The following is a 13,324-nucleotide window of genomic DNA, read 5'->3' on the forward strand; positions in this document are numbered from 1 at the left end:
TATAGTAAAAATGAAATCTCCTAACTTCAACTAAAGTTTAAGTTATGAATAAAGCTAAGAATATTGATGAATATATTAATGGGTTTCCGCCAGAGATTCAAAAGTTATTAACAGCGATGAGGAAAACCATTCAAAAAGCCGCACCGGCAGCGGGGGAGAAGATAGCCTATGGGTTGCCAACATTTACATTAAATGGAAACCTCGTCCATTTTGCGGCATTTAAAGCACATATAGGTTTCTATCCTACACCCAATGGGATAGAATCATTTAAAAAAGAGTTATCAAAATTTAAGAATTCGAAAGGCGCTGTTCAATTTCCTTATACACAGCCATTACCATTAGAACTGGTAACAAAAATTGTAAAATTCAGGATAGAAGAACAAACCAGGAAAGCTAAACCGGCGCCGGACGATTTTCTGAAGGCCCTGTCGGCCCCTGCCCAACGTGCCTTGGCTGCTAATGAAGTTAAAACCTTAAAACAACTTGCCAAACATACGGAGGCAGAGGTACTTTCGTGGCATGGCGTTGGTCCTTCTGCAATTCCAAAACTTCAGAGTGCGCTGGCAGCAGAAGGGTTATCATTTAAAAAGTAAGTCGGTCTTCTTCCTCTTCCTCCTCCTCGTTGGATGAAATCGGATTAGGAATAACAGATCTGCGCTCGCCGATCTGCTGCCTCCACATGGCATAATAGAGACCTTTATTAGCCAGTAGCTCGTCATGTGTTCCTATTTCATCGATCTTTCCTTTTTCCAGTACTATAATTCTATCTGCATGCATTATCGTGGATAAGCGATGGGCTATCAATACCGTAATTTGTTCCCTTAGGGCAGAAATATTTCTTACTGTATCTGTTATTGCTTCTTCGGTAAGAGAATCGAGCGCACTTGTAGCTTCATCAAAGATCAACAATCTGGGTTTCCGTACCAGGGCTCTGGCAATGGATATACGTTGTTTTTCTCCTCCTGAAAGTTTTACTCCTCCTTCACCTAATTTGGTATAAATACCTTTACCAGACCTCGATAATAAAGAGGTACAGGAAGCTTTATCCAGCGCCTCAAGAATTTCCTGGTCTGTAGCATCTGGTTTTACAAACTGCAGATTATCCTTTATGGTGCCTGCAAACAGTTGCGTATCCTGGGTTACAAAGCCAATTTGCCTTCTCAGGGCATTGTAGCGGATTCTGGAAGATGGAATATCATTAAAATAAATCTCTCCCGAATTGGGTTTATATAATCCTACCAATAATTTCACGAGGGTCGATTTCCCCGAACCAGATGGACCAACAAAAGCAATTGTATCTCCTGTTTCAACAGAAAAACTGATGCCGTCTATAGCGTTGGAAGTAGCTGTTTTGTGATGAAATACTACGCTCTCGAATCTGATTTGTTGTAAATGGCCTATCTCAATAGGATGATCAGGTCGTTGTTCTACAGGTCTTTGCATCAACCGGTGAAATAGTTGCAAAGAGGCTTCGGCTTCACGATACTGGATGATGATGTTGCCTAAATCCTGCATGGGAACAAATATGGCGGCAGTTATAAACTGCATGGAGATTAATTCACCGGTTGTCAGAATATTTCTGAAAATAAGCCAAAGGAGAATGAAAAGAATAGACTGTTTCAAAATATTCAGGGTAGTACCCTGTAGAAATGATAAGGTTCTTACTTGCTTGGTTTTCTTCATTTCCAGATCAAAAATCTCTCTGGTAAATGTTTTTAGTCGTCTGATTTCCGGAAAAGTAAGACCCAGGCTCTTCACCAATTCTATATTCCTTAGTGATTCGGTGATAGCGCCGGAAAGCTGCAAGGTTTCCCGGTTGATGGCCCTCTGCACCGTTTTCATTTTCTTACTCAATAAGCCGGTTAGTCCGCCCAGGAATACAATTCCGATAACAAAAACCGGGATTAACGCCCAATGCTTGGTGATGGCGTACCAGATTAGGAAAGCCATTCCAACCAGGGAGGTAAAGAGTATATTAATAAAGGCCGTAATAAATCGTTCGGTATCAGTTCTTACTTTCTGTAAAACGGCAAGGGTTTCCCCGCTGCGCTGTTCTTCATATTCTTCAAAGGAAAGCCGAAGTGTTTGCTTGAGTCCATCGTTGAATACCTGCATGCCAAATTGCTGAACGATCAGCCTTATCATGTAATCCTGAAAGGATTTCGACAGGCGGGCAACCAATGCAACAGCTATAGCTATGGCCAACCAGAAGAGTACGCCTTTTACCAGTTCCGGCTGAGGTCTGTTATGTGGGTTGCCTGCATAGTCATCCACAATTTTACCAAAAATAATAGGATCTACCATGGTTAATAATTGGCTAAGACCAGCTAGGAGTAGGGCTAATATAACCAACCATTTATGTGGCTTGAGATAATTCCAGAGTATTTTCATGTCTTCAATGCTTTCCTGAACAATTACTATAATACCTTTGTATCCTTAATAGATATAAACAGATTATACCTCTTCCTGTTTTATCGAGTATGATTTTAAGGAAGTTTTCTTTTAGGTCATATCTTGTTTGTGAATTTGAAATGATGATTAATTTATGATCTATTTAGAAACACCCCGACTAAGAATTCGTGACTGGGAAAAACGTGATATCCCTCCCTTAGTAGCTATGAACGGCGACTCACGTGTAATGGAATATTTCCCTCATCCTTATACTGAAGCCGAAACGATGGACCAATATAACAGAATTAACGAGGAATTTATTGATTTCGGATATGGGCTCTATGTTCTTGAACGTAAGGAAGATAATGCATTTCTGGGATTTACCGGGTTTCATAATTTCAACTTCCTGGCCGATTTTTCTCCGGGTGTTGAAATTGCATGGCGCATAAAATTTGAAGAGTGGAACAAGGGTTATGTAACCGAAGCGGCTAAGGGATGTCTTGAATACGCCAAAAAGAACCTGTTTTTTAAAGAGGTCTTTTCATTTACCGCTATTCAAAATAAGCGCTCAGAAAGGGTTATGCAGAAAATTGGAATGGAGAAAATAAAGGAATTCGATCATCCCAATGTGCCTGAAAACCACTGGCTAAAACAGCATGTTCTTTATAAGACCTTACTTTAAGTAGGGATAAAACATAGCTTCAAATATCTTCCCATATTCCTTAGCTGCTTTTTTGCCCTGAAACTGATTGGTAAGTTCATTATTCGATAACCAGAAATCACCTACTATAAATATCTGGGTGAGGAGCGCCGACCAGATGTTTTCAGGAATATCTGACCTGAAAATTCCATTTCTAATAAGTAACTGAAAAACCCCGGTAAATTCTTTCTTCCGCCTGGCTGTCAATTGCTGGTATGCCTTTTTGATAGCAGGAATTCTGTTGCCTATTTCCACAAAATTCAGGAAGAAAAACCTGTACTTATAAACAATGCTAAAGGATTTTTCAGCAAACCCGACAATGGCAGATAGATCCGTTACCCTGGCTGATTCCATTTCAGATACCTGCTCGTCAAATTCCCCGGCAAGTTGATTATATAACGATTGAATGATATCGTCTGTATGTTTGAAATGATAATGCAAATTCCCGGCACTGATGTTAATACTGGCGGCAATATGTCGGGTAGTGATGGTATTTACACCCTTTTCATTATATAATGATAGTGCGGCTTCTAATATCTTTTCTTTTGTTTGCATACTTAAAATTAGAACATTTGTTCTAAATCAAAAAATATTAGTACATTTGTTCTAAATATTGGTAATTATGGAAGAGCTGAATGATAAAATACAGGAAGATAGTAAGCCACTCCTGAAGAGGCTCCGCGAAGCCGTATTACCGGTGAAACCGGGCGATAAGGCATTTATAAGAGTAACTAAGAATGTGGGATTTGTCATGTTTTTAATATTATTCTCATGCGTATCATTAGTATTGGCGGCAGCCATTTCTTTCGCTTTGTAAAGGCGTTGGCAGATACTTTGTTTATTATTTACTGCATATTATATACAATAGTCAGATTATGTAGAGAGATAGGGTTACCTATTCCTTATATCAATAACTGGTTGACAGATTTTTTATTCATACCAGTTGTTGCACATCTCGCCCTGGTGTTTAGTCGGTATTTTGTTCTTCAGAACCCCAACTACCGTTACCCATTATCCTACCTTTTACTGATGGCCCTATACACGTCTGTAGTCTTTGAGTTGGTACTACCTCGTTATATATCAACTACTACGGCCGATTGGGTTGATGTAATCGCCTATTTTGCCGGTGGGCTGTTTTATTTCTTCGTTCATCAGAGGTTGAATGTGATCTGTCGACGATATCCATGTATTCATCTACGTTAGCCTTCCTACTAATAATTTCCCCTTTCTTTAAACATATCTTTGGCTGGTAATAATAATACTTAAAAGATATTATCAGTGAAAAAACTATTTCTTCCCCTGTTAATTGTTGGAACATTTACATTTGGTTGTAAAAAAAAGAATGATGTAAAAGTAGATGATCCTCCGAAGGATAATACTGAATGTCAACATGCTTATTTACCGGTACTTATTGAAGCAGATAATTATAAATTGGATAGTATTATTTATAATAATGATCAAACAGTTGCCAGATGGTATTTTATGAAGATGCTGGGTGACTGGCAATATACCTATGATTTTAGCTATAATGCTGAAGGGAAATGTAATGTAATTACAGAAACTGTTTTGGCTGCAGGGAGGAAAAAAAATATTTACTCATTTACATACACTAATAATCATGTAAATGTCACCAGGCGCAATTCGAATGGTGAAGTTGTTCGGAGTTTAGAATTTACGATGAACGATAAAGGTCAGGTGATTTTATGCGGATCTAAAGATACAGTATATACACAGTCAGACCGTAATGTGAATTACACAGAGCTTAAATATAACAACAATAACATTGAAGAATGGATAGATTACGATTATACGAAATGGGAGAATGGAGATGAAAATCTGTACACAACCCTGTATACAATGAAGTATGATGATAAGCCATCTTTGTTTAACCGCTTGTTTGCTAAAAACCCCGTTTTGCAAATGCTGTTTATGATAATAAGACCGACAGAGCTATACACATTCGCAAAAAATAATGTTACTGATATAACAATCGTTACAGAATGGCTTGGGCATACTGATACAACCAAACTTCCAATCAATAATGTATTCGACAATAATACAGGTATGCTTTCTGCAAGAAAGATTGGAATTGACGATATGTATAGGTTTTATATAAAAAAGTTCTAAAGATTAAATTGGATTAAGCTTATAACGCTCAATTGCAATAAACAGGTAAACCTTTATCGAATAGAAGCATGGTTAGCGAGAACGGACCCAAAAAATAATAAAACATTAATGAAAAGCTTATTTCTGTACCTACTGTTAACCGGAATGATCACTACCCGTCGTCTTACATTTTCAGGAGTCGTTGATACGTATAAGTACTATGCATTGAAGGTAAAGTAATCGCTGTTCATCTTTTAAACCCAAAAAAGTTAACTAATAAAATATCATATGAAAACTAAATTTCTCCTATATTTCGCAATTGTATTGTTTACAGGTACAATTGTTTTGAGTTGTAAGAAAAAAGACAAGGATTTACCTCCAACACCGGCACCAGAGGAGCAACCAGATACACTACAAGGATATCTGCCATTGTATGTCGAAGATGATTATAGAATTGTGGATAGTTTTGCTTATAACAGTGATCATACAATCGATAAAATATTTAGTGGGAAATCTGTAAACAGGTGGTTAAATATTTTTGAATTCCAATATGGAAGCGATAAGAAGTGTTCAAAAATAATACAAACAGAAAATAATGGCGCTACAAGTAAAAATATATATTACTCATTTGAGTATAACCAGGAACGAATTAAACTGATTTTATCCTCAGATTACACCTCTCAGACAAGTACATTTCAATATACACTGGATAATAAAAATCAAGTGATTTTTGTTGGCTCAAAAGATACACTAAAGGAAACTCCCACTAAAGCTGTTTACTACAGGGATCTTAAATATGAAGCAAATAATTTGAAGGAATGGAATCACTATTGGTATTCAATAGAACCTGACGGACAAGAATATTTGTCTACCTTCCACTATTCTTTTAAATACGATGATAAACCTTCATTTTATACCCGTGTATTTAAGAATAATCCTGCCTTGCAAATTTTGTATCTAAATGTTAAGAACCAGGAGCTACATTTATTTTCTGAGAATAATATTACTGAGATGAAATATTTTAATAATAATATTCTTTCAGATGATACTATAAGATTTATAATTACCAATACCTACAACAGTTCTACTAAGATGCTGGAAAAACGCCGCATCGAACAAGATGGAAACATAACTAATTATAAGTACCATGTAATAAGTGTAAAGTAAGGAAGCAAAAATTCTCATTACACTTTATGGTAGCAATAAAGTGTAATGAGAAAAATACTCATTTGAATGCCTCAGCTTCTAAGTATTCCCTATGATGCTGCCCCCAATCTCCCAATCGCTCCAGAATTGGTAATAAACCCTTACCTATTTCCGATAACTCATATTCTACTCTCAGAGGTACTTCTGCATATACATATTTCAGTATTAGCTTATTTTCCTCCATCTGTTTTAGTTGGAGAGTAAGCATACGTTCCGTAATGTTAGGTATTTGATTCCTTATTTCTGAAAACCTTAATCTTGCATTTTTTAAACAATAGCAGATAGAAAGAATCCATTGCCCCTTAATCAGGTTAACTGCGTAGGCTTCCGGGCAACCAGTTGCGAGGTTACTTTTGTTTTCAAAATTTGTTGAACTAGTCTTGATTTTACCCATACTTACATAAATGTTCGTTCCTTACAAACCGCATTGCTATTGCCTATATGCGGTTTCCTTCCTTAAATTTACAGAAAAATAGCGATAACCGGAATCGCGAACAATTATTCAAATTATAATATAAATCGCCATGAATCTTAATAGAATAGACGCCGACCTAAAGTTAAGCTTAGACAACAGTCCTTCCTTTGAATTAGATCTTGATATCTTCCGGAATACTCCTGAAATTTTACAGGCCTACGGAGAGGAATTTAAAAAGAATAACCCATATGTTAGGCCGGATGGCATTAATGTCCGTGACCTTTTCATACAAAGTTCTGAAGATGGGCAGGAGATCAGACTGCATATATATCAACCTTCAGACTTCCATAAAAACAATGTAATACTTTATTTCCATGGTGGAGGGTATGTTTTTGGAACTCCCGAACATGGCGACGGACAGATGTACAGAATAGCCAGGGAAACAAAAGCTACTATAATTTCTGTTGATTACCGCCTGGCTCCAAAGTATAAATTTCCAATTCCTATTCAGGACGGATACGATGCTTTAATATGGACAATCACGAAAGGAACCAATGAATTAAACATTGATCCTGCTGCTATTACCGTTTATGGCGCAAGTGCAGGTGGACATTTAGCAGCTGCAATCACTCAAATGGCTATTGATAATGGGATTGAGAATATTAAACATCAAATTCTTTTATATCCAGTTATACACAATAAACTTACCACTGCTTCTATGGAAGAATTTGTGGATGCTCCATTATGGAATAAAAGGTATGCAGAAATAGCCTGGTTACATTTCCTTGGGAAACAAAATGCTGATAAACGTATTAAGTATGCAGATCTTACGTTCTATGATCAATTTCAAAAACTTCCTAAAACAACAATCATTGCCAGTGAATTAGATCCATTGAGGGATGAAGGTATCGAATATGCTCAACTGCTCTACAAAGCCGGGATAAGAACAGAATTATGGGTAGTTCCCGGAGCCTTGCATATTTTTGATTTCTTCCCTTCTGTTTTAACTGAAAAGTTTTATAATTTTTTGATTGACAGATTAAAGTAGTTTGAAGGTATTTGTAAGTACCTGATAAATGTGTAGCTTAGTTATGGAATAATATTGAATCTTAAGACAGTACCCCGACTCTTTCCATCTTTCATAACTCATTGACATTTATTAAGAACTGATACAAATCTGAATTTGTGCTTTTAAATGAAATTAAACCAGGTTCTTTATTAGCTGATAATATCAGACTATACAGGATTATCGATTTTCGCTTTCCTGATAGTCTGATTGTTCCTTGTAAGGTATATCCACCCAGACCTGAATTTTGCCTGCAGTTTTTTCCAAAAGATATGGAAACCGCCGAGTATCCTGATTCCAGGTTAACAATTGGAAAGAAGAGGACGATAATAATGGGCCAGCATTCTAAAGTAATTCATCGATACCCCGGTAGGGAGTTTTTATGTTTGCAAATTATTTTTCAACCTGGCGGCTTTTACAGAATTACTAATATTCCATCCGAATATCTGGCAAATAAGTATATGGATGCTGAAGAGGTTTTCGGTAAAAATATTAATCTCATTACCGAACAATTGTTTCACGCTAAGGAATATACGGAGATGATTGAGATAGTAGAACGATTTCTTACAGATCTCATCCGAAAAAGTAAGATGAATAAACATTCTGTAGATGAAATAAGTATTCAGATGATTAAGGAAGAAGAATTGTATTCAGTGGATAAATTTTTACATTCGGCTTTTCTTTCGCACCGACAGTTTGATAGAAAATTTAAAGAACGAATTGGCATGCCTCCAAAGCAGTTTCTGCAACTTATACGCTTCGACAGAGCTTTCCGCATGAAGAACCGTTTTCCACATAAAGACTGGTTGTCTATCGCATTACATTGTGGGTATCACGATTATCAGCATTTGACCAAGGATTATAAAGAATTTACCGGGCATACTCCCGTTCAGTTTTTTGAAATAGATAACAAAGCGCCTGAACGAGCTTTGGGAGATGTAGAAATTTGACATTTAAAAATGTCTTGTTTCTACCAATACTTTCGTTAGATCTGAAAATAACTTTGGGAGTAAATTTTCAGCTATGCAACGAAAACAATTTTTACTAACTACCCTTGCAGCCATGCCAGCTATTGCTTTAGCAAAATTAGCAAGTACCGGAAAGAGTATATCCCAACCCTTTATTGTTCCGGCAGGTGAGAACCGTTCGGGCAAGCCAATGATGAAATACATGGGAGCCCACCCCAATGATGTTGTGATCTCACGTCATGATACTAACAATCAGTTGTCTGTTTTTTTATTTACGGGTTTTGGCAAAGTAGGAACTCCTTTGCATATACACTATCATCAGGATGAATTTTTTACAGTGATAGAAGGGAAATACAAATTCGTTTGTGGCGATATGAAAGGCGAATTGAATGTAGGTGATACCATCTTCCTGCCAAGAAATATTCCGCATCAATGGCTGCAGATTTCAGATCAGGGAAAACTAATTTATGCAGTGAACCCGGCCGGTGAACTGGAAGATTTCTTCAAGGAAGTAAATGATTTAAAAATGCCAACTGAAGATGAAATTAATAAGCTTGCATTGAAACATGGAGTTAGGCATATTGGTCCTCCTTTGAGTGCATAGGGCTTGTATAATGACTGGAATTGTATAACTAAGTTTCATATTTGATTACAATTATTTACAAAAAATGTAAATTTAATTTTACGTTTTATGTAAATAATTGTAATTTTTTTCAATTAAGTTTTGTCAGGTATATTGAAGAAAAATATACTGGAAATCATATTATAATTGCTTTGAAAAATCGATAACACAGGAAGTAAATCATGAATCACGATAGAAAATTGAAGAAACTTACTCTTGATGAAATTGCAGACGGTTATATTTTATCTGAGAATTTGAGTAAGAATGAAAGAGCAAAAGTTATTAAAGAATTTAGAGAAGAAGGAAAAAAGGCTCTGTCTAATTTGTCGAATGAGAAACGAGTACTATCATCAATTCTTCAATTAAGATTTGAAATAGAGGATTATTTAAAGAAAAATGAATATAATAAAGAGACTTCTTTTTGTTACTTTTTAAAAGAATACATTATCAGGCTGCAACTAAAGAACAAAGATTTTGCAGAACAAATGGGTATGGAGCCTTCTGAGTTAAGTCATATTCTTAATGGTCATAGGAAACCTAATGATAAAATATTAATTCGCCTTGAGCTTCATTCCAATAAGAATATTAATGCCATGCAGTGGTATAAGATTTTGGAAAGAGATAAAGAGTATGAGTTATCCACAAATAATCGTCTCCGGGAAGAAGAGAGGCCGTATGTAAAGCAGTATTTTTCGTTTTCTTTTGGATAAATGAACCTCAAAAAAGTCACACAAGCAGTGTGACTTTTTTTTGATGCTGGCGGAGAAGAGAAACAATTTCTATTTGATCCTTGGCTTCCGGTATAATTTGTCGGTTTAGTATTGAGTACTAAAAATGTTTCCAGAAACATTTTATGATTTGTTATGCTTCTGAATTACGTTTTTAAGCATGTGCATTAGGATTAACTTTCAGAATGAAGGCCGACTACTCATTATGAGTTGAATTGTTTTGCTTTTGTCGGGCATCGCGTGTGTTCTTTTGCACAGCAATTGCAGCAAACAGGCTTAAGGTATAGGACATTGCATAAAACCCTTTTTCACTCTTTGTGATGTCGGCATTCCATAAACCAACTGTTAATAAAACGATCGATAATAAGGTGGAAAACCACGACAATCCATAGTAAATGTTAGTAACCGGAATGCCTTCTAATTGGTCTCTTACTGATTTTTGTACAGATACAGCGGCAAAGAGTCCAAACATCAACACTGTGAAATAATATCCTTTTTCGTTTAGTGCCATTTCTACATTGAATAAACCAATAATATAGGAGGTTATTCCTGCAATTAAGGCGATCCAGGCAGCGGCTACGAAGGCGGTTGATGGTTGTTGCTGATTTCTTTGTTCCATAGTGGTTATTTTATACAGCAAAACTAACAGTGGCCGATAGCAATACTTTTGACTTTAGTCAAAAATTTGATTTGTAATTGTTAAAGCCGGCTACGGACACGGCTAAGTGTTTCCTGTGAAATGCCCAAATAGGAAGCAATATATCCTAATGGCACTGTTTCAATGATATGAGGGGAGTGTTCAAGCAATTGTTCATAGCGTTCGGCTGCCGATTTGAAATGTGAGTTTACAAAACGTTCTTCAAGTCGAATATAATATCGTTCATAGGCTAAGCGTACAAGGCGTTCCAGTTCATGGTATTTGTCCATCAGTTCTGTAAGCGATTCTTTTGAAATGGCCCAGAGTATAGTTCCATTCATCGATTGTATATTCTCTACTGCTGGTTGTCCGGTTATGAAACTGTGAAAAGAAGTGACAAAGTCATTTTCAAAACTAAACCAGTGTGTTACTTCCTTGCCATCAAGATTATAAAAGCCACGTAGGCTGCCTGTCTCTACAAAATATAGATGTCTGCACACTCTCCCTTCTGAAATAAGCATTTCATTCTTGGGTAAGATGGTTTGTTTAATGCAAGAACGTAGATCATTACTTGCCTTTTCTCCGATATGATGGATTTTTGTTAGTTGCGTTAATAGACGTTCCATATAGTTAGCATATTGCTAAAATGACTTCAGCATAGTTGTTTTAGCAAAGAACTTGAAAAATGGCTAATAAAACTGCGATTTTAATAGAAATAAGGGGCATTCCAGAGTAAGAAATGGAAATTGGGTAGTTATTGGGAAAGACTATAGTAATAGTAATTACGAACTTTTCATGATGACTTAAATGTGATTTAGTTCATTAATCGCCGCATTTTTGCGGTAATTAATGAACTAAATCACCGGAATCCTATCAATTATTGGCCAATTCGTAATATATTCACCGCATTAATGCGGTGAATATGTACATGCATCAATTAGATGGTTGGCCTTTCTTTACCTGGAATAAGGATAAGCTTGAACCAAAATTAGGAGAAGTAAGATTTCGCCAGGGAAAAATACTCGGGCAGATGAAGACCTTTCGATTTAAACTACAGGAAGAAACAATGTTACAAACATTAACATTGGATGTGTTAAAATCCAGCGAAATCGAAGGTGAATTATTAAATCCTGAGCAAGTGCGCTCATCCATAGCAAAAAGGTTGGGTATCGATATTGGTGGAGCAATATATAGTGAACGGGATGTAGAAGGTGTGGTAGAGATGATGTTGGATGCAACACAGAATTATAAGTCCTTATTAACAGAAGAAAGATTGTTTGATTGGCATGCGGCGTTGTTTCCCACAGGTCGTAGTGGGATGTATAAAATAACGGTGGCCAATTGGCGTAATAATGTTATGCGTAATAATGTTATGCAGGTAACATCTGGCCCAATTTGTAAGGAAAAAGTTCATTTTGAAGCTCCATCAGCTGATAAAGTTCCCGGTGAAATGTCTAAGTTTCTACAATGGTTAAACTCAGAACAACAAATTGATCCTGTAATAAAAGCTGCTATTGCACATCTATGGTTTGTTACTATTCATCCATTTGATGATGGCAATGGGCGTATTGCAAGAGCTATTGCAGATATGCAGTTAGCTCGGGCAGATCAGAATAAAGAACGTTTTTATTCTATGTCTGCCCAAATCCAAAAAGAGTGTAACCAATACTATGATACACTTGAAAAAACTCAAAAAGGTGATTTGGATATTACCTTGTGGCTAGAATGGTTCTTAAATTGTTTGTATAGATCTATGGATTATACCGAACAAACTTTAAATAAGATAATAGAACGAAGCCATTTCTGGGAAAGGTATCGTGATTTGAAATTTAATGTTCGACAGCAAAAAATGTTGCAAGTACTCTCAGATGATTTCTTTGGAAAATTAAATGTCTCAAAGTGGGCCAAAATGACTAAAATATCAACAGATACGGCATTAAGAGATATTCAGGATCTAGTTAATAAGAATATTTTGGAACAGGAAGGTAGTGGGAAAAGTACAAGCTATAGGCTAAAGAGCATTGAATAATGAGTCTTTAGGTTCAAACCAAAAAAGTCACACCTTCCGCTGCGACTTTTCTTAGATACTTTTAATCGGAACTCGAACCCGTCTCTACTGAGTAGAGACCGTGACAGGGTCTTAAACCCAAAAAGTCACACCTTCCGTTGCGACTTTTCTTAGATACTTTTAATCGGGCCTCGAACCCGTCTCTACTGAGTAGAGACCGTGACAGAGCCTAAAACCAAAAAAGTCACACCTTCCGATGTGACTTTTCTTAGATACTTTTAATCGGAACTCGAACCCGTCTCTACTGAGTAGAGACCGTGACTGGGCCTTAAACCAAAAAAGTCACACCTTCCGATGTGACTTTTTATTTGATCCTTGCGGACCGGACGGGACTCGAACCCGCGACCTCCGCCGTGACAGGGCGGCATTCTAACCAACTGAACTACCGATCCTTCAAAAAAAAATATATTAGTGAAA

General features: G+C 36.6%; 16 protein-coding genes and 1 tRNA gene. 11 read left to right on the plus strand and 6 right to left on the minus strand.

Annotated elements, in window-relative coordinates:
* The first annotated feature begins 44 nt into the window (after positions 1 to 44).
* Positions 45 to 593, plus strand: a complete 549-nt coding sequence (locus DVR12_RS05965) for a DUF1801 domain-containing protein (protein WP_116974617.1) — start codon at positions 45 to 47, stop codon at positions 591 to 593.
* Here the strand turns inward: DVR12_RS05965 and DVR12_RS05970 are convergent.
* Positions 583 to 2,391: an ABC transporter ATP-binding protein gene (locus tag DVR12_RS05970; protein WP_116974618.1), complete on the minus strand. Its 1,809-nt coding sequence runs from the start codon at positions 2,389 to 2,391 to the stop codon at positions 583 to 585. The two genes, DVR12_RS05965 and DVR12_RS05970, sit on opposite strands and share 11 nt — an antisense overlap.
* Positions 2,392 to 2,545: 154 nt before the next feature.
* On the opposite strand from DVR12_RS05970, the gene DVR12_RS05975 reads away from it, so the two are divergent.
* The gene (locus DVR12_RS05975; RefSeq protein ID WP_116974620.1) at positions 2,546 to 3,073 is read left to right on the plus strand and encodes a GNAT family N-acetyltransferase; all 528 of its coding nucleotides are present in this window, start codon (positions 2,546 to 2,548) and stop codon (positions 3,071 to 3,073) included.
* Here DVR12_RS05975 and DVR12_RS05980 read toward each other — a convergent pair.
* Entirely contained in the window at positions 3,065 to 3,646 is a 582-nt protein-coding gene (locus DVR12_RS05980; protein ID WP_116974621.1) for a TetR/AcrR family transcriptional regulator, read from the minus strand. The two genes, DVR12_RS05975 and DVR12_RS05980, sit on opposite strands and share 9 nt — an antisense overlap.
* A 67-nt stretch (positions 3,647 to 3,713) precedes the next feature.
* On the opposite strand from DVR12_RS05980, the gene DVR12_RS05985 reads away from it, so the two are divergent.
* The 4 genes from DVR12_RS05985 to DVR12_RS05995 all read left to right on the plus strand — a co-directional run bounded on the left by DVR12_RS05985 (position 3,714) and on the right by DVR12_RS05995 (position 6,364).
* Complete coding sequence (locus DVR12_RS05985) at positions 3,714 to 3,908, plus strand: hypothetical protein (RefSeq protein WP_116974622.1); 195 nt, start codon at positions 3,714 to 3,716, stop codon at positions 3,906 to 3,908.
* Positions 3,863 to 4,294 carry a hypothetical protein gene (locus tag DVR12_RS27475; RefSeq protein WP_147323416.1) on the plus strand — a complete coding sequence of 144 codons (432 nt, stop codon included), beginning with the start codon at positions 3,863 to 3,865 and terminating at the stop codon, positions 4,292 to 4,294. The genes DVR12_RS05985 and DVR12_RS27475 overlap by 46 nt, the downstream gene beginning before the upstream one ends.
* A gap of 75 nt (positions 4,295 to 4,369) precedes the next feature.
* Entirely contained in the window at positions 4,370 to 5,218 is an 849-nt protein-coding gene (locus DVR12_RS05990; RefSeq protein ID WP_116974624.1) for a hypothetical protein, read from the plus strand.
* Between the two features lie 267 nt (positions 5,219 to 5,485).
* Positions 5,486 to 6,364, plus strand: coding sequence for a hypothetical protein (locus DVR12_RS05995; RefSeq protein WP_116974626.1), 879 nt, complete (start codon positions 5,486 to 5,488; stop codon positions 6,362 to 6,364).
* Between the two features lie 58 nt (positions 6,365 to 6,422).
* Here the strand turns inward: DVR12_RS05995 and DVR12_RS06000 are convergent, their stop codons facing one another.
* Positions 6,423 to 6,797 carry a winged helix-turn-helix transcriptional regulator gene (locus tag DVR12_RS06000; protein ID WP_116974627.1) on the minus strand — a complete coding sequence of 125 codons (375 nt, stop codon included), beginning with the start codon at positions 6,795 to 6,797 and terminating at the stop codon, positions 6,423 to 6,425.
* Positions 6,798 to 6,927: 130 nt separating this feature from the next.
* Here DVR12_RS06000 and DVR12_RS06005 point away from each other — a divergent pair, with 130 nt between their 5' ends.
* The 4 genes from DVR12_RS06005 to DVR12_RS06020 all read left to right on the plus strand — a co-directional run bounded on the left by DVR12_RS06005 (position 6,928) and on the right by DVR12_RS06020 (position 10,184).
* A complete protein-coding gene (locus DVR12_RS06005; RefSeq protein WP_116974629.1) occupies positions 6,928 to 7,866 on the plus strand; it encodes an alpha/beta hydrolase in 939 nt (312 codons plus the stop codon).
* 137 nt (positions 7,867 to 8,003) lie between these two features.
* Complete coding sequence (locus DVR12_RS06010) at positions 8,004 to 8,834, plus strand: AraC family transcriptional regulator (protein WP_116974631.1); 831 nt, start codon at positions 8,004 to 8,006, stop codon at positions 8,832 to 8,834.
* A 73-nt stretch (positions 8,835 to 8,907) separates the two neighbouring features.
* The gene (locus tag DVR12_RS06015) at positions 8,908 to 9,456 is read left to right on the plus strand and encodes a cupin domain-containing protein (protein WP_116974632.1); all 549 of its coding nucleotides are present in this window, start codon (positions 8,908 to 8,910) and stop codon (positions 9,454 to 9,456) included.
* A 200-nt stretch (positions 9,457 to 9,656) separates the two neighbouring features.
* Positions 9,657 to 10,184 carry a helix-turn-helix domain-containing protein gene (locus DVR12_RS06020; protein WP_116974634.1) on the plus strand — a complete coding sequence of 176 codons (528 nt, stop codon included), beginning with the start codon at positions 9,657 to 9,659 and terminating at the stop codon, positions 10,182 to 10,184.
* A gap of 214 nt (positions 10,185 to 10,398) precedes the next feature.
* Here the strand turns inward: DVR12_RS06020 and yiaA are convergent, their stop codons facing one another.
* Both yiaA and DVR12_RS06030 read right to left on the minus strand, forming a co-directional pair.
* Positions 10,399 to 10,821, minus strand: a complete 423-nt coding sequence (yiaA, locus tag DVR12_RS06025; protein ID WP_116974636.1) for an inner membrane protein YiaA — start codon at positions 10,819 to 10,821, stop codon at positions 10,399 to 10,401.
* An 80-nt stretch (positions 10,822 to 10,901) separates the two neighbouring features.
* Positions 10,902 to 11,465 (minus strand): Crp/Fnr family transcriptional regulator, encoded by a 564-nt coding sequence (locus tag DVR12_RS06030; protein ID WP_199417050.1) that lies wholly within the window; start codon positions 11,463 to 11,465, stop codon positions 10,902 to 10,904.
* A gap of 296 nt (positions 11,466 to 11,761) precedes the next feature.
* Between DVR12_RS06030 and DVR12_RS06035 the strand changes: the two genes are divergently transcribed.
* The gene (locus DVR12_RS06035) at positions 11,762 to 12,868 is read left to right on the plus strand and encodes a Fic family protein (protein WP_116974638.1); all 1,107 of its coding nucleotides are present in this window, start codon (positions 11,762 to 11,764) and stop codon (positions 12,866 to 12,868) included.
* A gap of 357 nt (positions 12,869 to 13,225) precedes the next feature.
* Here DVR12_RS06035 and DVR12_RS06040 read toward each other — a convergent pair.
* Positions 13,226 to 13,299: transfer RNA gene (locus DVR12_RS06040), tRNA-Asp, on the minus strand.
* Positions 13,300 to 13,324: the final 25 nt, after the last annotated feature.

It is taken from the genome of Chitinophaga silvatica, assembly GCF_003419895.1.
In the GTDB taxonomy this organism is placed as follows: Bacteria; Bacteroidota; Bacteroidia; order Chitinophagales; family Chitinophagaceae; genus Chitinophaga; species Chitinophaga silvatica.